Below are 19,723 nucleotides of genomic sequence, written 5' to 3' on the forward strand. Positions count from 1 at the left end.
GCTTGTATCTCTACCCCCCTGTCGCTTTCAACAGAGGTCAGTGGAGGGCGGTCCCAGCGCCTCCGACATAACGTTCCATGCAGGCCTGCATGACGTTGCACTTCTCGACTACGACAAGTTCCAAGCGGGCAACCACCTCGGGGCTTCCTTGCTCCCTGGCGCAGTAGTACTCCCTCAAGGCGTCTCCGTATTCAACGCACAGACGCGCCATCGTTTTCAGGTATGCGTCATCCCAACCAGTGTCGTCGACGTTTTCCATAACTATCTCCACTGCGTCCCTTTTTGCCAGTGTAGACAACAGTTCAAGCCACGCAAACAACGCCCAGGCCGACGCCAAGATGGAACAGGCTGAAGACCTGGACAACCAAGCCGTGGCCCTCCGTGACGAAGCAAAGGCGGCAACGCAAGCGGCAACCAACATTCGCGCCCTAGTCGGTGACGTCCAATGAGCCGCCGCATCGAGCAAATCCTGGAGCTGTTCCAGGAGCAACTGGAAGTGGAAGGCTATGACGCTGACGACATCGAGCGTGTACGTGCCAGCATGGCCGACGCGAAGCCTGAAGGCTCCCTGGAGTGCCTGATTCACATGCAGCACTTTATGCGCCGGTTGCACATCACCCGGCCGGTGCTGGAGGAGACGGCATGAACCAGGTGCAAAACTTCGCCTTTGGCCAGATGGACGTCCGCGTCATCGAGCAGAACGGCCAGCCGTGGTTTCTAGCTTCGGACGTATGCCACGCTTTGACACTCACGAATGCCAGCGTGGCCTGTAAGGGCCTGGCCCCTGATGAATACTCTAAGTTCAACTTAGGGCAACGGGGTTTAACCTCCGCACTGGTAGTCAGCGAGTCCGGCCTCTACAAGCTAATCATGCGGTCGGACAAGCCTGAAGCCCGAGCCTTCCAGGATTGGGTTACGCGGGTAGTCCTCCCGGCAATCCGCAAGGACGGCGCCTATGTCCTGGGCGAAGAAAAGGTAGTGACCGGCGAGCTGTCCGAAGACGAACTGGTCATGAGGGCAATGAACATCATGTCCAGGAAGGTCGACCGACTGACCCAGGAACGTGACCAGCTCGCCAGCATGTCGGCCGTCCAGGCTGCACACATCGAGCGAATCGCCCCGGCCGCTGAAGTGGGCCAGGCGTTGGCCAGGCGTAAGGCCCTGGGCATTGTGGACTTCTGCCGCAAGCTGCCTGGCGTCTCTATCAACGCCGTACAGACCCGCCTGTATGACATGCAGTACTTGCACAAGAAGCCAGGCCACTGGACCCCTTACGCCAAGTTCAAGGGCGTCCTGTTTGACGAAACCTTCACCGCTGACGGCTATTCGAAAGTGGTCGTCCTGGAAGCTGGTAGGCATGTACCACATGCGTTACTTGAGCAACCCCGCCTCCAGGGCCAGGCGCGGGAACTTGTTTAGCTCCTCCGCCATGCGGGTCAAAGGCATACTGCCGTAAGACCGCCCTACCGTCCCACCACTGTGGCCGGTGATGGCCTCATGAACGTCGTCTGGAATTCCCGCCCCTCGACACATGGTTTTGAACGCATGGCGAAAGCCGTGCATCGGAGCAGCTGGACTATCAAGACCAACGACCTTAACCAAGTAAGGCCCCCAGTGTCGGCCAAACGACTGACCGAACTTCCCGCCTGCATCCTGCGCCAACCTGGGGAACAACTGCCCCGCCGAAGGCAAAGAATCCACGTAGGCACCAAAACCCAGCTCCAACAAATCCCGATGGAGCGGAACATCCCGTCGGCTGCTGACGCTTTTAACCCGTCGGCCATCGTCATCGTCGGACTCATCATTAAGGATACTCAGGTAGTAAATCCCCCCAGTAGCCTGACGCACATCACGGACGTAAAGTTGAGCCAATTCGTTCTGACGGGCCCCCGTGTAGGCAGCCAACAGCGGCATCCAGTAAAGCGCCCGACCAAGGTCCGTAAGCTGAGGTTTCCAGTCCGCAACGAATACTGGACTGGACAAGATAGTTTTTATTTCATCCCGCGTGTAGTCCTTGCGACGGCGACTGCCACCCGCTTTATTAATGTCCCGCGATACACGCTTGGAAACGCCGGAGTCAACAATTGGGTTAACCTGAATCCACCCCATGTCCTTGGCGAACGCCAGGATGGACGACATGACTCGAAGGCGCTTCTGTGTGGTGGCAGGGCTAATCCGTGGCAGGTCCTGAGCATCCGCTAAAGCGATTTGCTGAACCGCGTCAATTCCACGAATACCTACCCCTTTACTAACTGGAGTTCGGGCGAGCTTCAGCCTGTACTCCTGGGCAAGTTCATTTGTGAAACTGGAAACGGGAATATCACCGAACAATTCGACGAAGTGCTGAACGATCCCCCTGTAGTCGTTAAGAGTGGTGGCCGTAGCAGCGCCTTTACTGGCAAGACGGTCTGTCTTGTAGGCCTCCCAAACGGCAAGGAGGGTGCGCCCCTCCACTTTGGTAGCCGACGCGCGCTCGAAAGAAAGCGGTGCAACTGGCGCTATCATGGGAGCAGCGACATAACGGCCACTGGAGTTTGAGCGGGCCAGGCAAAGTGTGGAAAGGTCACAAAGGTGGGACCAGAAAGCTTCGGCCAACTGTGCGTGCAGGGCCGTCCCAACAACAGTAGGAGGAAGTTTGTTTACCTCCAACATCGAATTGATAAAAGGAAGGGTTAGCCTGCTGACGTCGGCGGCGGAATCCACACTGACTACGGACTGGAACGTACTGAAGTACCCACCAATGGGCTCACCGCTCTGGGCGCTAAGTGCATCATCAGTCTCCTCGACAAGCCAGCGCCAGTACTCCCCAGTGGCTTCCAACTGCGACAGCTCCTCCCGAAACCAACGGGCGGCTAACTGCTGAACGTCTGAAGCATCCAAGCGCACGCCACCGTCATATATCCCCTGCGCAAGCGCGAATACCTGGGCACACTCTTCACTGACAGCACGGGCTCTACGTAGAGCAACGTCGGGGTCACGGGTGCTCAAGCTTCGCTTCCAGTCCACCTTGCCCACAACCGCAATAAGGTGCTTGGGAACCTTGCGTCGAAACTGATAAACCCCACGGGAATCCAGGGTAGGTCGGGTCATAGCTAAAACCATGCGGTGTACTCGTCCGGTGTACGCGTTTCGGGCGAGCTTTGTGGGAGCCAGACAGCAAAAAGCCCCGGAGCTGTTAACTACCGGGGCCTTGCGAATTTGGCGGTGAAGGAGAGATTCGAACTCTCGATACAATTTCTTGTATACACACTTTCCAGGCGTGCTCCTTAAGCCACTCGGACACTTCACCGTATCTCGTCAAACCAGTTCAGTCTGTCGAGGCGCGCTAATGTAGTCGAAAGCCTTTCTGATGGCAAAGGTTTTTTTCAGAATTTTCATGCGCTTAGACCGTTATGCCGGAATCGGCCCGGTGCAGGTGGTGATTGTGCCAATCTCAGGCAGGGCCGAGGGGGTCCAGGTTGGGTGCTGTGCCCTGCCGCAGGCGCTTTTCGGGCAGGGACGCGGCGAAAGGCTGACTGGGCAGTCAGTCACGGCGCTTTACCGGGGCGGGCGTGGTGGGTAACGTCTGCTGCATTCTCTATAACAAGTCCTACAAGGAACCGCGTCATGAGTGAGTTGATTGCCTACCACCTCGAAGACGGTATCGCGACCCTGACGTTGAGCAATGGCAAGGTGAATGCCATTTCTCCGGCCGTGGTGAGTGAGTTTAATGCGGCGCTGGACCAGGCCGAGAAGGACCGGGCGGTGGTGGTGATCACCGGCACGCCGGGGATTCTGTCGGGTGGTTATGATTTGAAGGTGATGACGGCCGGGCCTAAAGAAGCCATCAGCCTGGTGACATCAGGCTCGACGCTGGCGCGGCGTCTGTTGTCGCACCCGTTCCCGGTGATCGTGGCGTGCCCTGGGCATGCGGTGGCCAAGGGCGCGTTCCTGCTGTTGTCGGCCGATTATCGGATTGGCGTGGAAGGCCCGTTCAGCATCGGTCTGAATGAAGTGGCCATCGGCATGACCATGCACCACGCAGGCATCGAGTTGGCGCGGGATCGTTTGCGTAAATCGGCGTTTCACCGCTCGGTGATCAATGCCGAGATGTTTGACCCGCAGGGCGCGTTGCAGGCCGGTTTCCTCGACAAAGTGGTGGCACCCGAGGAGTTGCACGCCGCGGCCCTGGAAGCGGCGCGCCAGTTGAAGAAGATCAATATGAACGCCCACAAGCACACCAAGTTGAAAGTGCGTAAAGCGCTGCTGGAAGCTCTGGATGAGGCGATCATCCAGGATCAGGGCCATATACTGAGCTAACACTGACACCTTCTCTACCAAAGCCCGACGCCATGTCGGGCTTTTTCTTACCTGTAAATCCGAAATGTCCTTAGCCGCTCTAGCCTGCCCGTATCGGCATATGTTGAAACATGCCCTTAAACATCGTCTATCTCCTACCTCTACCGGGGTAATTGCCGAAGACAGTGCACAACCGTACACTGCGCGACCTTTTGTCTCGATAGGCCGTGTCGATGCTCTTTTTGCTGCGTATGTTGTTGATGGGCCTGCACTTTATGGTCGCCGGTGTGCTGGGCATCGTTATTGGGGTGTGCCGCCCCTTCAACCCGGACAACAGTCGTCTGTGTGCCCGCCTGTATGCGCGGCCCGCGATGTGGATCTTGCGGCTGAACGTTAAGGCCGACGTCGACTCACTGCGCAACAAGCCCGGCACCTGCGTGGTGATCGCCAACCACCAGTCCAACTACGACCTGTTCGTCTGCGGCAACGTGGTGCCCCACCGCACTGTGTGTATCGCCAAGAAGAGCCTTAAATGGGTGCCGCTGTTCGGTCAGTTGTTCTGGCTGGCGGGCAATGTGCTGATCGACCGCGGCAATGCCCACAAGGCGCGCCGTGCGATGCTGACCACCACCCACACCTTGCAACACGAGGACACCTCGATCTGGGTGTTCCCGGAAGGCACGCGTAACCTCGGCAAAGGCCTGCTGCCGTTCAAGAAGGGCGCGTTTCATATGGCGATCGCTGCCGGTGTGCCCATCGTGCAGGTGTGTGTCAGCAACTACGTTACCCACATGAAGCTCAATCGCTGGAACAGCGGTGATGTACTCATACGCTCATTGCCGCCGATTCCTACAGCAGGGTTGAGCGCCGATGATGTCCCCGCGCTGATGCAGGCCTGCCAGGCGCAGATGGATGCCTGTATCGCCGCAATGGACCTTGAACTGCAAAGTGACGTAACAATAGAACTCCCTTCCAGCTAAGCTGCCCAACACCTGTCCTCCTAATAAGAAGTGATCTGCACCATGGGTAGAGTTGTTGCGGCCGCTGTTTACAGCGCCGGTAAGAAAGTCTCGGATATCACCCTCGACGAAGGCGCGGCCTGGGCCGCCAAACCCGACCACTTTGTGTGGATCGGCCTCGAGGAACCCAGCGCCCTGGAGCTCTCCAACCTGCAGCGCCAGTTCAACCTGCACGAACTGGCCATTGAAGACGCCCTGGAAAAACACAGCCGCCCCAAGCTGGAAACCTTTGGCGACGCGCTGTTTATCGTCACCTACTCACCGGTGCGCGAGAACGGCAAGCTGGAGTTTATCGAGACGCATATTTTTGCCGGCAAGGGTTACATCATCACCGCACGCAACGGCCACTCGGCGTCCTACGGCTTTGTGCGTCAGCGCTGTGAGGCGCGGCCGCTGTTGCTGGAACATGGGGAAGATTTCGTACTGTATGCGCTGCTGGATTTCGTCACCGAAAACTACCAGCCGGTGAGCGAGGCGATCCACGCCGAGATCGATGAGCTGGAGCGCAACGTCCTGTGCAGCTCGTTGAGCGAGCGCGATATCCAGAAGATCCACGGCCTGCGCCGCGACGTGCTGCGGCTTAAACGTTACGTGGCGCCGATGGTGGAGATCAGCCAGGAATTGCAGAAGCTGAGCTTCCCGTTTATCGACAAGAACATGCGCCCCTACTTCCGTGATGTGCAGATCCACGTCACACGGCAGATGGAAGACCTGACCACCCTGCGCGATATCGCCAGCCAGACCATCGAGATCGGTGTGCTGCTTGAGGCCTCGCGTCAGAGCGTGGTGCAGCGCAAGTTTGCCGCGTGGGCGGCGATCCTGGCGTTCCCCACCGCAGTGGCGGGGATTTATGGGATGAACTTCGAGAACATGCCCGAGCTGAAATGGCACTACGGCTATTTTGCGGTGATCGGGCTTATTGCCGTGGGGTGCACCAGCCTGTGGGCGAGCTTCAAGCGCTCTGGTTGGCTTTAACGTCCGCCTCAGGCTTGTGCGCCACAAAGCGCATCATCCATTCCGCCACGGTTGCACCGTGGTGCTCGCGATCGAGACTGGCGACGCCGTTGGTGTAGATTTTTTCACCCAGCGTCGTCTGCAGAATCTCCAGCAGCTCGCGGGAATAGTCCTGAATAAACTCCGGATGCCCCTGGAAGCACAGCACCTGGTCGCCGATGTGATAGGCGGCGAACGGGCAGAAATCGCTGGAAGCGATGACGGTGGCGTTGTCCGGCAAACGGGTGACCTGGTCCTGATGGCTGATCAACAGCGTCAGCTCCGGCACTTCAGGGCTCATCCACGGAGCCTGGGTATCGAGCTTGTAATCGTGGATGCCCATGCCCCAGCCTTGGCTCGCGCGTTCGGCCTTGCCGCCGAGCAGCAACGCCAATAGTTGATGACCGAAACAGATGCCCAGCAGCTTGTCGCCACGCTCATAGCGCTGGAGCAGGTAAGTCTTAAGGGTCTGGATCCAGGGGTCGGTGCCGAAGGAATCGGCCTTGCTGCCCGTGACGAGGTAGGCATCGAACACCTCATCGTCGGACGGGTATTCGCCCTGCACCACGTTGTACACGACAAACTCGGCGGCAATCGGCTGCTTGGAAAACAGGCGCTTGAACATCTGCCCGTAACCTTGGTACTGATCGATCAAGCCTGGACGCAGGATATCGGTTTCCAGGATGCAGACGCGTAGCGACATAAAAAATACCTGACACGGCGATGGGAATATTGAACACCCAGAGCCTGCCTTGAAACACCCGGTCAAGGCAAGCCCTGCACATATCCAAAACCGTCAGAATGTCGCGTTCTGTGCCGCTTTCTCCAATAACAGCATCGGCGGCGAAAACCGCGGCCCATAGTGTTCAGCCAAATAACGCGCGCGCGCGATGAAATCGTGCAAGCCATAGGCGTTGATGAACTGCAACGCGCCGCCCGTCCACGCGGCAAAACCGATGCCGAAAATCGAGCCCACGTTGGCGTCGGCGGTGGACATCAGCACGCCCTCCTCCACACAGCGCACGGTTTCGATGGCCTGGATAAACAGCAAACGGTCGCGTACGTCCTGCGCAGAAATTCGTTGAGCAGGCCGTTCAAAGCGCTGTTTGAGTTCCGGCCACAAGTACTTCTGCCCGCCGCTTGGGTATTCATAAAACCCGCCCCCGGCCGCTTTGCCCGCCCGCTTGCACTCGTTAACCAGCAGATCGATCACCACTGTCGCCGGGTGCGCCGGCACCTGCTTGCCTTCGGCCTGCAGATCCTTGGCAGTCTGCTGTCGGATATGGCTCATCAGGCTGAGGGACACTTCGTCGGACACCGCCAACGGCCCCACCGGCATGCCCGCCTTGCGCGCTTCCATTTCGATCATCGGTGCGGCCACGCCCTCACCGAGCATGGCGATTCCTTCATTGGTAAAGGTGCCGAACACCCGCGAGGTGAAGAAGCCGCGACTGTCATTGACCACGATCGGGGTCTTCTTGATTTGCAGGACGAAATCGAAACCTCGCGCCAGGGTTTCGTCCGAGGTGTGGGCACCTTTGATGATTTCCACCAGGGGCATTTTGTCGACCGGGCTGAAGAAATGCAGGCCGATGAATTTGCCGGCATCTGGCACCGCCTCTGCCAGGCCGCTGATGGGCAACGTGGACGTATTGGACGCGATCACCGCGTCGGCACCGACCACACGCTGCGCGGCGGCCGAGACCCTGGCCTTGAGCGCACGGTCTTCGAACACCGCTTCGATGATCAGGTCGCAGCCGGCCAGATCGGCATCAATGGCCGTGGGATGGATCCTCGCCAAGATGCTTTCGCGCTGTTCGGCGGTCAATTGCCCACGGTCGACTTTCTTGTCGAGTAATGCGGCCGAGTGTGCCTTGCCCTTTTCGGCGGCGTCCTGGGTGATGTCCTTGAGCACCACGTCGATGCCCGCACAGGCGCTGACATAGGCAATGCCCGCGCCCATCATCCCTGCGCCGAGCAAGCCCACCTTGCGCGTCACATAGGTTGCAAAACCCTGGGGCCGTGAGCGGCCGGCGTTGATTTCATTGAGCTGGAACCAGAACGTGCCGATCATGTTTTTCGCCACTTGTCCGGTGACCAACTCCGTGAAGTAGCGGGTTTCAATCAGGTGGGCGGTGTCGAAATCCACCTGAGCGCCTTCGACGGCGGCGCAGAGGATTTTCTCCGGTGCCGGGAAACAACCATTGGTTTTACTGCGCAGGATCGACGGCGCAATCGCCAGCATCTGCGCCACTTTCGGGCTCGACGGCGTGCCGCCGGGGATTTGGTACGCCTTGTGATCCCAGGGTTGCTTCGCCTCGGGATTGGCCAGAATCCAGGCGCGGGACCTGGCCAGCAGCGCATCGCGGTCCGTCGCCAGTTCATTGATCAACCCGGCTTGCAGCGCCTGTTGCGGCCGTACTTTTTTACCTTCGAGCAGATACGGCAAGGCTTTTTCCAGGCCAAGCAGGCGCACCATACGCACCACGCCACCGCCGCCGGGCAGCAGGCCCAGAGTGACTTCCGGCAGACCGAGTTGCACGGAGTGATCATCCAGCGCGATGCGGTGATGGCACGCCAGGCAAATCTCCCAGCCGCCGCCCAGGGCTGCGCCATTGATCGCGGCCACCAGCGGTTTGCCGAGGGTTTCCAGGCGGCGCAGTTGGGCCTTCAACACCAACACACCGTCGTAGAAGTCCTTGGCATGGGCTTTGTCGACCTGAATCAGTTCATTGAGGTCACCGCCGGCGAAAAAAGTCTTTTTGGCCGAGGTGATAATTACCCCGGCAATCTGGTCCCTTTCCGCTTCCAGGCGTACCACGGTGGCCGCCATGGCCTCGCGGTACACGCTGTTCATGGTGTTGGCGCTCTGGCCGGGCATGTCGAGGGTCAGCACCACGATCTGGTCCTGGCCTTTTTCGTAACGAATGGCTTGGGTCATGACAAGGTCCTTGGCTCAGAGGCGCTCGATAAGGGTGGCGATGCCCATGCCACCGCCGACACACAGGGTGGCCAGGCCATAGCGTTGCTGGCGCACTTCCAGTTCATCGAGCAAGGTGCCGAGGATCGCGCAGCCGGTGGCGCCCAACGGGTGGCCCATGGCGATGGAGCCGCCGTTGACGTTGACCCGCGCGGCGTCGATGCCCATGTCCTTGATGAACTTGAGCACCACCGAGGCAAACGCTTCGTTGACCTCGAACAGATCGATGTCCTCCACGCGCAAGCCGGCCTTGGCCAGGGCTTTGCGGGTGGCCGGCGCGGGGCCGGTAAGCATGATGGTAGGGTCGGTGCTGGTGACGGCCGTGGCGACGATACGCGCGCGCGGTCGCAGGCCCAGCTCGCGACCGCGGGCTTCGGAGCCGATCAACATCAACGCGGCGCCGTCGACGATGCCGGAGCTGTTGCCGGGGGTGTGTACGTGGTGGATGCGTTCCACATGGCTGTAGACCCGCAATGCGGTGGCGTCGAAGCCCATCTGCCCGATCATTTCGAAACTGGGCTTGAGCTTGCCGAGGCCTTCGAGGGTGGAGTCGCCCCGGATGAATTCATCGTGGTCCAGCAGCACAATGCCGTTTTGGTCCTGCACCGGAATCAGGGAATTGTTGAAGGAACCGTCCGCGCGGGCCCTGGCGGCTTTCTGCTGGGACTGTAGGGCAAAGGTGTCGACGTCTTCGCGGCTGAAACCTTCCAGGGTGGCAATAAGGTCCGCGCCAATTCCCTGGGGCGTGAAGTGACTGTGCAGGTTGGTGCAGGGGTCCAACACCCAGGCGCCGCCATCACTGCCCATGGGCACGCGGGACATCGACTCGACACCGCCCACCACCACAAGGTCTTCAAAGCCGGAGCGCACTTTCATCGCGCCCAGGTTCACCGCTTCCAGGCCCGAGGCGCAGAAGCGGTTGACCTGTACGCCGGCGACGCTGGTGGCCCAGTTCGCCACCAACGCGGCGGTCTTGGCGATGTCGGCGCCCTGATCCCCCACCGGCGTGACACAGCCCAGCACGATGTCATCGACTTGCTCGGTATCCAGATCGCTGCGTTGCGCCAGCGCGGTGAGCAGGCCGGCCACCAGGTTTACCGGCTTGACGCTGTACAACGCGCCGTCGGCCTTGCCCTTGCCTCGGGGGGTGCGTATCGCATCAAAGATCAAAGCTTGGGTCATGACGTCCTCGAACCGTTGCGCAGTAGTGCCCTTACCTTAGGCCCGATTGACACGGTTTCAATGACGGATGCGCTCATTGCTTTTGACCCTCACGCTCGGACGAACGGTAGGGTCCTAAGCTAATCCACGGGTTAATCGTTTTAGCTGTCTAGCCAAGGCATTGGCGCCAATATGGCGTTATGCCTCATACATTTTTAAGCAGATTTTTCGATTGGTTGATATGAAATGGATCTAAGCAGCGAAGAACGACGGCTCTAAGGTTCAATCAGTAGGAAGTTGCTGCCGGGTTTTGCTGGAGCATCTGTAAGAAAAGCGACACGTCAGCTCGCCATACTGAAATAAAACCTAAGCAGTTGACGCTCAGGAATAACAACAAAAGGCAGTCAGCCATGTTCAAGCACTCAAAAGTACGTCAGGCGGGACTTATCCTCTTCGCCACCACACTGATTCTGATCTTGCCCAACTTGACCAAGGTCATTGGGTAATCATCCGTCCTGCGCAATCTGCGCATCAGGATTACCGCTTTTTGGCAGCACCTGCCGGGACTTCGTGCATAGCGACCCCGTTGCAGGAGCTGCCTTTTTACGTGCGTTTTTCCGGTATCGTGAGGCCAATCGCCACTTAACACAGGGACCTGTGTCTTGAAACCGATCCTTGCATTGCTCGCCATAGTGCTTGCCCTGCCCGCTTCCGCGGCACAGTTGAGCATCAAACTGGACCACGCCAGCAAGACGTGGCAAACCGCCGAACTGCTCAACCACCCGGCTGCACAGACGGTGCAGATCGTCGATGACGTGTCTTACAAACGCAACATGATCTATCGCGCAGTGCCCCTGGCGGTGCTCCTACCGGGTCTTAAGCCGGACAGTCATCTGCAAGCGGTGGCCCTGGATGGCTTCGCGGCCGAGCTTGCCGCCGCGCCGCTGTTGGAAACACGCGGTGCCCGTGCCTGGTTGGCCGTGGAAGACCCGGCCACACCATGGCCTGCGCTGGCCGAGGGTAAACCGAGTGCCGGGCCGTTCTACCTGGTGTGGACCGATCCGCAGGCCGGGCACATCAGCCCGGAGCAGTGGCCGTTCCAGGTCGGCGAGATCAAACAATTGAAGACCGTGGCCGAGCGCTTCCCCGCGTTGCTGCCCGATCCGATGCTTGCGGCGAATGACCCGATCAATAGAGGCTTTGCGCTGTTTCAGAAAAACTGCATGGCCTGCCACCGCCTCAACGGCGCGGGCGATGCTCAGGTGGGGCCGGACTTGAACATTCCCTACAGCCCTACCGAATATTTCGGCGAAGACTTTCTCAAGCGCTACATCCGCGACCCGCAAAGCCTGCGCCATTGGCCCCAGGCCAAGATGCCGGCGTTCGCCGCGGCGGTATTGCCTGACAGCGAACTGGACGCGCTGGTGGGGTACTTCAAGCATATGGCGGGGCGCAAGCAGCAGCCCTGAGCCTCGCAATACGCAATACGCAATCCGCCCGTTACAGATAGCAGTCCTCGGCGCCTGCTTTACTGTTGCTGCACCGAGATCACCGGCGTCGGCGCCACGAACACTTTGGCATGCATCTGCTCATGCCCGCCGCCACGGCGCATGCCGCGCACCGGGCAGGCGTCGAGGTAATCCAGGCCAACGGCCAGTTTGAGATGCCGCTCCGGCCGCGCCAGTTGGTTGGTCACGTCAAAGCTGTACCAGGCGTCATCCAGCCAGGCTTCGGCCCAGGCATGGCTGGCCAAATGTGCGCTGTCCTCGGCGTACAAATACCCCGACACATACCGCGCCGGAATCCCCAGGCTGCGCGCGCAGGCCAGGAACGCATGGGTGTGGTCCTGGCACACCCCGGCCCTGCCGGCGAAGGCCTGGGCGGCGCTGGTGTCGACTTCAGTGGCACCGGGGGTGTAGACCATCACCTGGTTCAGCGCGTGCATCAGGTCGATCAACGCGGTGCGGTCGCGACGTTGATGGCATTGCTGCTCGGCAAACCTGCGCAGCGCTTCGTCGGGTTCGGTCAGGCGCGTGCAGCGCAGGAATGGAAAGGCTGATTGGCTCTCGTGTTCCGCCTCACGCAATTCGTCGATGTCCACCTGGCCGCGGGCGCCAATGATGATGGCGTCGTGGGGTTCGTCCAGGGTCAGCACGTGCAGGATATTGCCGAACGGGTCCACCTGGGCGCGCACCGGGCGCGGCAGGTCCAGCTGCCAACTGAGCACGTGCTGACGCTCGCTGTCGTGGGGGGTAAGACGCAGGTACTGAATGCTGGCGCGAACCTGGTCCTCGTAGTGGTAGGTGGTTTCGTGGCTGATGGAAAGTCTCATGCCGCCTCCAGGTAGGAACTGTAGATGGCGTCGCCCAACTGGCGGACCAAGGGGATAAAGTCGGTCAGCCAGGCATGCAGGCCTTCCTCAAGGATTTCATCGATGGCGGTAAAGCGCAGGCGCGCGTCCATTTCGGCAGCCAGGCGCTGGGCCGGTCGACCGTTGAGGCCCGGCAGGCTGGCGAGGATCTGATCGATTTCTTCACTGCACGCCCGTAGCGAACGCGGGACGTCGGCGCGCAATAGCAACAACTCAGCGACCTGGCGGGCTCCGGGGGCGTCGCGATAGATCTCGGTGTAGGCCTCGAACGATGACAGCGCGCGCAGCAAGGCGCTCCACTGGTAGTAGGCATGGGCCGTGTCATCGGTGACGACCTCGGCACGGTCGCCCGCCATTTCATAACGCGCGTCCAGCAAGCGCAGGGTGTTGTCGGCGCGTTCGATAAAGGTGCCCAGGCGAATGAAACGGAAGGCATCGTTGCGCATGATGGTGCCGTAGGTGGCGCCGCGAAACAGATGGGAGCGTTCCTTGACCCACTCACAGAACCGACTCATGCCGTAGCGACTCAGGCCCTGTTGGGCAATGTCGCGAATATCCAGCCAAGTGGCGTTGATGTTTTCCCACATGTCGGCAGTGATTCGCCCACGCACCGCATGGGCGCTGGCCCGCGCTGCGCCGAGGCAGCTGTAGATGCTGGCCGGGTTGGCGGCATCCAGGGCAAAAAAGTGCAGCAGGCGTTCGGCATGCAGCTCACCGTGGCGCGCGCGGTAATCATCCAGCGTGCCTGTGATCAGCAGTGGCATGGCCAGTTCGTGCAGGCCGTCACCCCGCCCGTCCTGGGGCATCAGTGATAGCGAATAGCTGACATCGAGCATGCGCGCGAGGTTTTCCGCGCGCTCCAGATAGCGCGACATCCAATACAAATCCGAGGCAGTTCTACTCAACATGACATCAGTCCTCCACCACCCAGGTGTCTTTGGTGCCGCCACCCTGGGACGAATTGACCACCAGCGAACCTTCGCGCAAGGCCACGCGGGTCAGGCCGCCCGGCACTACGCGGGTTTCTTTGCCGGACAAGACAAACGGGCGCAGGTCGATGTGCCGCGGCGCGATGCCGTTTTCGACAAAGGTCGGGCAGGTGGATAAACACAGGGTTGGCTGGGCGATATAGGCGTGGGGCTTGGCCTTGATACGGGCACGGAAGGCTTCGATTTCCTTTGCGGTGGACGCAGGCCCCACCAGCATGCCGTAGCCGCCGGAACCTTGGGTTTCCTTCACCACCAGCTCCGGCAGGTTGGCGAGCACGTGGGACAGTTCGTCGGGCTTGCGGCACTGGAAAGTAGGGACGTTCTTGAGGATCGGCTCTTCATCCAGGTAAAAACGGATCATCTCGGTGACGAAGGGGTACACCGACTTGTCATCCGCCACTCCGGTACCAATGGCATTGGCCAGCACCACATTGCCCGAGCGATAGGCCGCGAGCAGGCCGGGCACGCCGAGCATGGAGTCCGGGTTGAACGCCAGCGGGTCGAGGAACGCGTCGTCGAGGCGGCGATAGATCACATCCACCGCTTTGGGCCCGTCGGTGGTGCGCATGAACACGCGGTCGTCGCGCACGAACAGGTCGGCACCTTCCACCAGCTCCACACCCATTTCCCGCGCGAGAAACGCATGTTCAAAGAATGCGCTGTTGAAGCGCCCAGGCGTCAGCACCACCACGCTGGGGTTATCCAGGGGGCTGGAGCTTTTGAGGGTGTCGAGCAGCAGGTTGGGGTAATGGTCGATGGGCGCGATGCGCTGGGCGGCGAACAGCTCGGGGAACAGACGCATCATCATCTTGCGGTCTTCAAGCATGTAGCTCACGCCGCTGGGGGTACGCAGGTTGTCTTCCAGCACGTAGTAAGTGCCGTCGCCGTCGCGTACGAGGTCTACCCCCGAGACGTGGGAATACAGGTCGCGGTGCAGGTTCAAGCCCTGCATCGCCAGTTGGTACTGCTCGTTGGCCAGCACCTGTTCGGCGGGAATGATCCCGGCCTTGATGATGCGTTGGTCGTGATACAGGTCGGCGAGAAACATATTCAGCGCCTTGACCCGCTGGATGCAGCCACGCTCGACGATCCGCCATTCGCTGGCGGGAATACTGCGGGGAATGGTGTCGAAGGGAATCAGGCGCTCGGTACCCTGCTCGTCCCCATACAGGGTGAAGGTGATCCCGGCGCGGTGAAACAGCAAATCGGCTTCGCGCCGACGCTGGGCCAACAGGTCTGCCGGGGTGTCGGCCAACCAGCGGGCAAATTCGCGATAGTGCGGGCGAACCAGCCCTGCACCGTCGTACATCTCATCGTAATAAGTGCGGATCATGCCGTACTCCTTGTCACTCGGGACGCATGGACCTTCGCAAGGCCCGTGCCATCGGCATAAACACTTAAATATCAGTGCGTTGAATAAACGCGGGCAGTCTGGCGCACCCTCCTGGTGCGCAGATTGCCCGGTGTGTAGCGGCCTGCTTCAGCACAATGCAGGTTTTTGCTATCAACAGCATAGTCAGAGTTGATTTCACTGCCCGGCCACGCCTGCGGATAATCGCCCCATCTGCTGAATAACCTTTGGCGCTCCGCTCTTCCCTTTGGGCCACCCTTGTCGGGTGGCCTTTTTTTTGGTGCGTAAAAATGCAACGCAAGTTCCGCAACGCTTGCGCGCCGCGCAAACAAAATCGGCCAACCCTAAGGTCAGCCGATACGTTGTGTTGCGTATAACTTTGCACTACATCGGTAACGGACGTACCGGGTGCTTGACGCCCCACCCTTCGATGATTCCACCAAGGGGTTCCACCACTGCTTCAAAGTCCTGCTCGAAGTCTCCTATGCCGTCGTAGGTTGCAAACATGACTTTGCTCAACTCCAGGTACCAGGCGCCATCGTCGCGCGCACTGACCTGGGCGTTCAGGGACTCTCCACGAAACTCACCCGCAGCCCTGCGCGCCCGTTCCTCGTCCGGAAAAATCGCGTAGAACTCAATGGGGTGAAACCTTGAAAAGTCGAAGCCGCCTTCTTTCATGCGACGTAGAACGTGGGTGCTGATGTCTTCTTGATAGGCTGTGCTCATGAAACGTCCTCCTCAAACCGATGGATAGACTTTCCGTGCTTCCCAAAAGCCCGCGCGCTACCGGCGCGGGTACCACGGCAATAACATCACCACGGGAAAACAAGCATGTAGCTGACAAGACCAGACCTTAGCGATTCATTCGCTGATCTCGCTTGCAGAGTAGCGCGAAGCTTTCACCTCCACCAGTAGCGCCTGGAGGTGATACAGGGAATATTCAGGCGGCGGGAGAAATGTCGAGGATCTGGATGCTGTTCTGGTCTTTCAGAATCTTGACCGTAGGCTCTGCCTTGCGGCCCTCAAGGTCATTGAGGTCGAGCTCGGCGGCTACAGGTACCAGTTTGTTGCGAATCATGTGCGCAGCATCTTCGAGGCTGGGCTTTTGTTCGCAGGTGAACTGCTCCACGGATGTCTCGCCGTGATCATCAACGAAGGTAATGTGCCACGTTTGCATCGGTGCCTCCTCGATAAAGCCCGCGTGTGGGCTCACCTGTATCTGGACCTTGAGGGCTCGGTAAACGTTCCATTCAAGCCCTGAGGCACCGCGTCTATCGCGCTTATTGTTCAGCGTGGGTTTTCAAGGCTTTCAAGGTGTTGAACGGGGCGTCCACCACGAACTTGTTGGCCAGCCACGACGGCACGCTGCCGCCGGGCTCGGTGTGAACCTGGTAGGTGACTTCGGTTTCATTAGCACCCTTGGGGACCAGCTTCCAAAACCCCTCGACCTGGGCCACGCGCACGTAGCCTTTTTCTTCCGGCTTGTAGGTAGGCACGCCCTCAAGTTTGCGGGTCAGGCTGCCATCGGCATTCTTGGTGGTGGTGACGTGAATGTACGAATCACGATCGGTCACAGGGAACGGCGCCTTGAACTGGGTGTAGGTCCAGGCCTCGTCGCCTTTTTTATCCACCAGCTTCTGGGATTTGCATTCGTGAATCCACGCACAGGCGCCGGCGACGTCTTCCTGAAGCGCCTGGATCCTGGCAACGGGTGCCTTGATCAGAGTCACGCCGCGATACGCCTTGTACTTGGAGCCGGCAATTTCGCTCAGCGAAATCTTGATACCGTCTTCGTCCTTGGCGACTTGCCAGTCCTCAGCCTGGGCCGTGGCCGCAAACAACACCGTAACACCGCACAGCACAGCCATTCGTTTCAGCGAACCCATTGTTGTATTCCTTATTGAAGTTCCGATAGTAAGCCCATCAAGCCGCCGTCATCTGTTCCCACCAGCCGATCAAGCGGATGGCATCGGCCTGGTCGGTACCGCAGACATCGATATCCGCCTTGAAATCACTGCACACCGCCGGGCGCTCAGGCTGCCCGAACAACTGGCACAGCTGTTCGACCGACAAGTGCAGGCAGCGTTCGCCCGCGGGTTTGCCATCAGGCATCCCAGGTAATGGCGAACTGATAGAGGGGGCGATGCAGCAGGCGCCACAGCCTTCGCGGCAATTCATGAACAGCAGTTCCTCGACAACTCAATGGGGTAGGCCGGGCTAGAGTACGCCCTTAAACAGCCGTTTTAAAATGGTCTAACAGGGGTTTTTCGCACAAATAAACAGTGACTGACCAGTCTGCGACAGGTGGTCGACAGCGTGCATGACGCGAGCAGCAAACGCTTACTGCTTGAACTCGAACTCCAACGCCGCGCCTTCCACATCACGGCGCTCTTCGTTGCGCAATTGCAGCTTCATTTCATTGCTGAGCAGACGCCCGTTGATCTGAAACGCGCTGTTGTCCGTGGGCTTTTCACCGAACATCGGTGGCAGCAACGGCACGCTCTTGGGTTTGGGCACGGTGCCAAGAGGTTGCAAGTGCCTGACCATGTCAGACGGCAACGTCAGATCCAACTGTGCCGGTGGCAGTTTGGTTTGTGCGACTTCCCGGGCCGATTTGGACTTCTTCGCAGCCGCCGCACGCTTTTTCGCACTAGCAGCCTTCTTCTTCGCAGTGGCGTTTTGCGTGGCCGAAGCCGGTTTTTTCGCGGGGGTCGTTTGTTCAGCGCTCGCAGCGGGCTTGTCATCCGTCACAGGGGCTGCCGCCAGCACTGTGCTGACGTCACACAGGCTTAACAGGCCAATCACCAAAGCAACGCGAACAATCGAAGTCATATCGCCTACAGCATTAACGGCAGAGGGCCATATGCTCGCTTGTTGGGCGCGGCATGACAAGGGCAGTGATTAGCCAGCTATCGGACTTGTCCGACTGTGCGCCTCAAAAGCCAGCCGCGGTTTCCTGGCATAACTGACTGGCCAGCATCCCCAACGTCATCAGCGCCCGCTCTGCCTCGCGGTTCCACGGAGTGCCGCAGTTGAGACGGATGCAGTGGTTGAACTGCTCGGTGTTACTGAAGATCAACCCCGGCGCAATGCTGATGCCCTGTTGCAGGGCACGCACGTGCAGTTCCTGGGTATTGACCCTTCCGGGCAAACTGACCCACAGGATAAAACCGCCGGTCGGCCTGGTCATCTGGGTGCCCTCAGGGAAATACTGCTGCACCGCCAGTTGAAAGGCACTGAGGTTCTTGCGGTATTCCTGACGGATGTAACGCAGGTGCCGGTCATAGCCGCCGTTTTCCAGGTACGCCGCAACGCCCATCTGCGTGACACTGCACGCCGAGTGGGTGCTGAACATTTGCAGGCGCTGGATTTCCTGTTGGTACTTGCCGGCGATCATCCAACCGATACGCACACCCGGCGACAACGTTTTGGAGAAGCTCGAGCAATAGATCACCCGATCCAGCCGATCGTAAGCCTTGAGCGCCTTGGTGCGGCCCAGTTCGAACATCAGTTCGCCGTAGATATCATCCTCGACAATCTGGATATCGAAGTCCGATGCCAGGCGCAGCAACTGTTTCTGCCGCTCCTCGGGCATGGTGCCGCCCAGTGGGTTGCTCAGACGCGTGGTCAGCACCAGCGCCTTGATCGACCATTGGTTGGCCGCCAGTTGTAGGGCTTCCAGGCTCATTCCGGTGGAGGGATCGCTGGGAATTTCGATGACCTTGAGACCCAGCAAATCAGCCAGTTGCAGCAAACCGTAATAAGTCGGTGATTCGGCGGCGATCAGGTCGCCGGGACGGGTCAACACCCGCAACGACATCTGCAACGCATCCACGCAACCGTGGGTGATCACCACTTCCGACGGGTCCACCACCACGCCGGCATCGCGCATGCGGATCGCCACCTGCCGACGCAGCGGCTCGAAACCTGGGCTGAACATGTAGCTGAACGCCCGTGGGCTCTGGAACCGCGTGACCTTGGCCAACTGCTGGTGCAGCGCGCGCACCGGCAAATAGTCGACACTCGGCACTGCAGCCCCCAGCGGGAACACGCCTTCGCGGCGCGACTCGCCCAATACCTGCTGAATGATGCTGCTGCGGGTGACCAAACCGGGGCGCTCGACCCGCGCAATGTCCGGGGTTGGCGCCGTCAGCGCCGGTGTCTGGTGCACGTAGTAGCCGGACTGTGGCCGCGCCCGAATCAGCCCCTGGTCTTCCAGGTTGGCGTAGGCCTGCAATACCGTGGCGTGGCTCACATTGAGCTGGGAGCTCATCTTGCGTACCGAAGGCACGCGCTCGCCCGGCTGATAGACACCGCGCCGGATATCCTCAGCCAGTTGCTGGGCGATACGTTGGTAGAGCAACAGATTGGTCATGACGCAGCACTCGATTTCACGGGTATTTTATTTTTGTGTGAAACATACCGGCACAGTTTAGAAGTGTACGGGGACAGTTGTCACAATAGTCGAGCGCGCGCCGGAGTGACAGTAAAAACTGTAGGGGTGATGCCCGGTTTTCGAATGTACATCGAACACATTGAAAGAACGGGCGTGCTCGCGAAAGCGGCTTATCAGTCGATATT

The 19,723-nt window shown here is 59.5% G+C and carries 20 protein-coding genes and 1 tRNA gene; 6 read left to right on the forward strand and 15 right to left on the reverse strand.

What is annotated here, in order from left to right:
• Positions 1–37: 37 nt before the first annotated feature.
• Positions 38–259 (reverse strand): hypothetical protein, encoded by a 222-nt coding sequence (locus PSH59_RS19190; protein WP_305393448.1) that lies wholly within the window; start codon positions 257–259, stop codon positions 38–40.
• Between the two features lie 186 nt (positions 260–445).
• Between PSH59_RS19190 and PSH59_RS19195 the strand changes: the two genes are divergently transcribed.
• Together PSH59_RS19195 and PSH59_RS19200 are read left to right on the forward strand one after the other, a co-directional pair.
• Positions 446–646 carry a hypothetical protein gene (locus PSH59_RS19195; protein ID WP_305393449.1) on the forward strand — a complete coding sequence of 67 codons (201 nt, stop codon included), beginning with the start codon at positions 446–448 and terminating at the stop codon, positions 644–646.
• Complete coding sequence (locus tag PSH59_RS19200) at positions 643–1,419, forward strand: BRO family protein (RefSeq protein WP_305393450.1); 777 nt, start codon at positions 643–645, stop codon at positions 1,417–1,419. The genes PSH59_RS19195 and PSH59_RS19200 overlap by 4 nt, the downstream gene beginning before the upstream one ends.
• Here PSH59_RS19200 and PSH59_RS19205 read toward each other — a convergent pair.
• Both PSH59_RS19205 and PSH59_RS19210 read right to left on the reverse strand, forming a co-directional pair.
• Entirely contained in the window at positions 1,372–3,090 is a 1,719-nt protein-coding gene (locus tag PSH59_RS19205; protein WP_305393451.1) for a site-specific integrase, read from the reverse strand. The genes PSH59_RS19200 and PSH59_RS19205 overlap by 48 nt on opposite strands.
• A 109-nt stretch (positions 3,091–3,199) precedes the next feature.
• A tRNA-Ser gene (locus tag PSH59_RS19210) sits at positions 3,200–3,289 on the reverse strand.
• Positions 3,290–3,606: 317 nt separating this feature from the next.
• Here PSH59_RS19210 and PSH59_RS19215 point away from each other — a divergent pair.
• From PSH59_RS19215 to PSH59_RS19225, 3 genes are all read left to right on the forward strand, one after another.
• Positions 3,607–4,299, forward strand: a complete 693-nt coding sequence (locus PSH59_RS19215; protein WP_248083923.1) for a crotonase/enoyl-CoA hydratase family protein — start codon at positions 3,607–3,609, stop codon at positions 4,297–4,299.
• A gap of 212 nt (positions 4,300–4,511) precedes the next feature.
• On the forward strand, positions 4,512–5,258 hold the full coding sequence (locus PSH59_RS19220; RefSeq protein ID WP_305393452.1) for a 1-acyl-sn-glycerol-3-phosphate acyltransferase: 747 nt from the start codon (positions 4,512–4,514) through the stop codon (positions 5,256–5,258).
• A gap of 42 nt (positions 5,259–5,300) precedes the next feature.
• A complete protein-coding gene (locus PSH59_RS19225) occupies positions 5,301–6,272 on the forward strand; it encodes a magnesium and cobalt transport protein CorA (RefSeq protein WP_248083925.1) in 972 nt (323 codons plus the stop codon).
• On the opposite strand, the gene PSH59_RS19230 is transcribed toward PSH59_RS19225, so the two are convergent.
• The 3 genes from PSH59_RS19230 to PSH59_RS19240 all read right to left on the reverse strand — a co-directional run bounded on the left by PSH59_RS19230 (position 6,250) and on the right by PSH59_RS19240 (position 10,452).
• Positions 6,250–6,993 carry an amidotransferase gene (locus PSH59_RS19230; RefSeq protein WP_248083926.1) on the reverse strand — a complete coding sequence of 248 codons (744 nt, stop codon included), beginning with the start codon at positions 6,991–6,993 and terminating at the stop codon, positions 6,250–6,252. The two genes, PSH59_RS19225 and PSH59_RS19230, sit on opposite strands and share 23 nt — an antisense overlap.
• Positions 6,994–7,086: 93 nt before the next feature.
• Complete coding sequence (locus tag PSH59_RS19235) at positions 7,087–9,231, reverse strand: 3-hydroxyacyl-CoA dehydrogenase NAD-binding domain-containing protein (RefSeq protein WP_305393453.1); 2,145 nt, start codon at positions 9,229–9,231, stop codon at positions 7,087–7,089.
• Between the two features lie 15 nt (positions 9,232–9,246).
• The gene (locus PSH59_RS19240) at positions 9,247–10,452 is read right to left on the reverse strand and encodes an acetyl-CoA C-acetyltransferase (RefSeq protein ID WP_305393454.1); all 1,206 of its coding nucleotides are present in this window, start codon (positions 10,450–10,452) and stop codon (positions 9,247–9,249) included.
• Between the two features lie 641 nt (positions 10,453–11,093).
• Here PSH59_RS19240 and PSH59_RS19245 point away from each other — a divergent pair.
• The gene (locus PSH59_RS19245; RefSeq protein WP_305393455.1) at positions 11,094–11,900 is read left to right on the forward strand and encodes a cytochrome c; all 807 of its coding nucleotides are present in this window, start codon (positions 11,094–11,096) and stop codon (positions 11,898–11,900) included.
• 59 nt (positions 11,901–11,959) lie between these two features.
• On the opposite strand, the gene PSH59_RS19250 is transcribed toward PSH59_RS19245, so the two are convergent.
• The 9 genes from PSH59_RS19250 to PSH59_RS19290 all read right to left on the reverse strand — a co-directional run bounded on the left by PSH59_RS19250 (position 11,960) and on the right by PSH59_RS19290 (position 19,517).
• On the reverse strand, positions 11,960–12,763 hold the full coding sequence (locus tag PSH59_RS19250) for a transglutaminase family protein (RefSeq protein WP_305393456.1): 804 nt from the start codon (positions 12,761–12,763) through the stop codon (positions 11,960–11,962).
• On the reverse strand, positions 12,760–13,710 hold the full coding sequence (locus PSH59_RS19255; protein WP_305393457.1) for an alpha-E domain-containing protein: 951 nt from the start codon (positions 13,708–13,710) through the stop codon (positions 12,760–12,762). The genes PSH59_RS19250 and PSH59_RS19255 overlap by 4 nt, the downstream gene beginning before the upstream one ends.
• Before the next feature lie 4 nt (positions 13,711–13,714).
• Positions 13,715–15,124, reverse strand: coding sequence for a circularly permuted type 2 ATP-grasp protein (locus PSH59_RS19260; protein WP_248083932.1), 1,410 nt, complete (start codon positions 15,122–15,124; stop codon positions 13,715–13,717).
• A 402-nt stretch (positions 15,125–15,526) separates the two neighbouring features.
• Positions 15,527–15,868, reverse strand: a complete 342-nt coding sequence (locus tag PSH59_RS19265) for a ribonuclease E inhibitor RraB (RefSeq protein WP_003175566.1) — start codon at positions 15,866–15,868, stop codon at positions 15,527–15,529.
• A gap of 214 nt (positions 15,869–16,082) precedes the next feature.
• A complete protein-coding gene (locus PSH59_RS19270; protein ID WP_248083933.1) occupies positions 16,083–16,319 on the reverse strand; it encodes a hypothetical protein in 237 nt (78 codons plus the stop codon).
• A 103-nt stretch (positions 16,320–16,422) separates the two neighbouring features.
• A complete protein-coding gene (locus PSH59_RS19275) occupies positions 16,423–17,028 on the reverse strand; it encodes an START domain-containing protein (RefSeq protein WP_248083934.1) in 606 nt (201 codons plus the stop codon).
• Between the two features lie 37 nt (positions 17,029–17,065).
• The gene (locus tag PSH59_RS19280; protein ID WP_248083935.1) at positions 17,066–17,320 is read right to left on the reverse strand and encodes a YkgJ family cysteine cluster protein; all 255 of its coding nucleotides are present in this window, start codon (positions 17,318–17,320) and stop codon (positions 17,066–17,068) included.
• A 162-nt stretch (positions 17,321–17,482) separates the two neighbouring features.
• Positions 17,483–17,974 carry a translation initiation factor 2 gene (locus PSH59_RS19285; protein WP_248083936.1) on the reverse strand — a complete coding sequence of 164 codons (492 nt, stop codon included), beginning with the start codon at positions 17,972–17,974 and terminating at the stop codon, positions 17,483–17,485.
• A gap of 103 nt (positions 17,975–18,077) precedes the next feature.
• Entirely contained in the window at positions 18,078–19,517 is a 1,440-nt protein-coding gene (locus PSH59_RS19290) for a PLP-dependent aminotransferase family protein (protein WP_017527404.1), read from the reverse strand.
• Positions 19,518–19,723 lie beyond the last annotated feature (206 nt).

Source organism: Pseudomonas sp. FP2309 (assembly GCF_030687575.1).
Classification (GTDB): Bacteria; Pseudomonadota; Gammaproteobacteria; order Pseudomonadales; family Pseudomonadaceae; genus Aquipseudomonas.

Coding starts and splice junctions, on each gene's coding strand:
- PSH59_RS19255 (WP_305393457.1), bottom strand. CDS start 13,710: ATGTTGAGTAGAACTGCCTCGGATTTGTATTGGATGTCGCGCTATCTG.
- PSH59_RS19290 (WP_017527404.1), bottom strand. CDS start 19,517: ATGACCAATCTGTTGCTCTACCAACGTATCGCCCAGCAACTGGCTGAG.
- PSH59_RS19230 (WP_248083926.1), bottom strand. CDS start 6,993: ATGTCGCTACGCGTCTGCATCCTGGAAACCGATATCCTGCGTCCAGGC.
- PSH59_RS19200 (WP_305393450.1), top strand. CDS start 643: ATGAACCAGGTGCAAAACTTCGCCTTTGGCCAGATGGACGTCCGCGTC.
- PSH59_RS19275 (WP_248083934.1), bottom strand. CDS start 17,028: ATGGGTTCGCTGAAACGAATGGCTGTGCTGTGCGGTGTTACGGTGTTG.
- PSH59_RS19240 (WP_305393454.1), bottom strand. CDS start 10,452: ATGACCCAAGCTTTGATCTTTGATGCGATACGCACCCCCCGAGGCAAG.
- PSH59_RS19270 (WP_248083933.1), bottom strand. CDS start 16,319: ATGCAAACGTGGCACATTACCTTCGTTGATGATCACGGCGAGACATCC.
- PSH59_RS19260 (WP_248083932.1), bottom strand. CDS start 15,124: ATGATCCGCACTTATTACGATGAGATGTACGACGGTGCAGGGCTGGTT.
- PSH59_RS19285 (WP_248083936.1), bottom strand. CDS start 17,974: ATGACTTCGATTGTTCGCGTTGCTTTGGTGATTGGCCTGTTAAGCCTG.
- PSH59_RS19280 (WP_248083935.1), bottom strand. CDS start 17,320: ATGAATTGCCGCGAAGGCTGTGGCGCCTGCTGCATCGCCCCCTCTATC.
- PSH59_RS19225 (WP_248083925.1), top strand. CDS start 5,301: ATGGGTAGAGTTGTTGCGGCCGCTGTTTACAGCGCCGGTAAGAAAGTC.
- PSH59_RS19220 (WP_305393452.1), top strand. CDS start 4,512: ATGCTCTTTTTGCTGCGTATGTTGTTGATGGGCCTGCACTTTATGGTC.
- PSH59_RS19205 (WP_305393451.1), bottom strand. CDS start 3,090: ATGACCCGACCTACCCTGGATTCCCGTGGGGTTTATCAGTTTCGACGC.
- PSH59_RS19235 (WP_305393453.1), bottom strand. CDS start 9,231: ATGACCCAAGCCATTCGTTACGAAAAAGGCCAGGACCAGATCGTGGTG.
- PSH59_RS19190 (WP_305393448.1), bottom strand. CDS start 259: ATGGAAAACGTCGACGACACTGGTTGGGATGACGCATACCTGAAAACG.
- PSH59_RS19215 (WP_248083923.1), top strand. CDS start 3,607: ATGAGTGAGTTGATTGCCTACCACCTCGAAGACGGTATCGCGACCCTG.
- PSH59_RS19195 (WP_305393449.1), top strand. CDS start 446: ATGAGCCGCCGCATCGAGCAAATCCTGGAGCTGTTCCAGGAGCAACTG.
- PSH59_RS19250 (WP_305393456.1), bottom strand. CDS start 12,763: ATGAGACTTTCCATCAGCCACGAAACCACCTACCACTACGAGGACCAG.
- PSH59_RS19265 (WP_003175566.1), bottom strand. CDS start 15,868: ATGAGCACAGCCTATCAAGAAGACATCAGCACCCACGTTCTACGTCGC.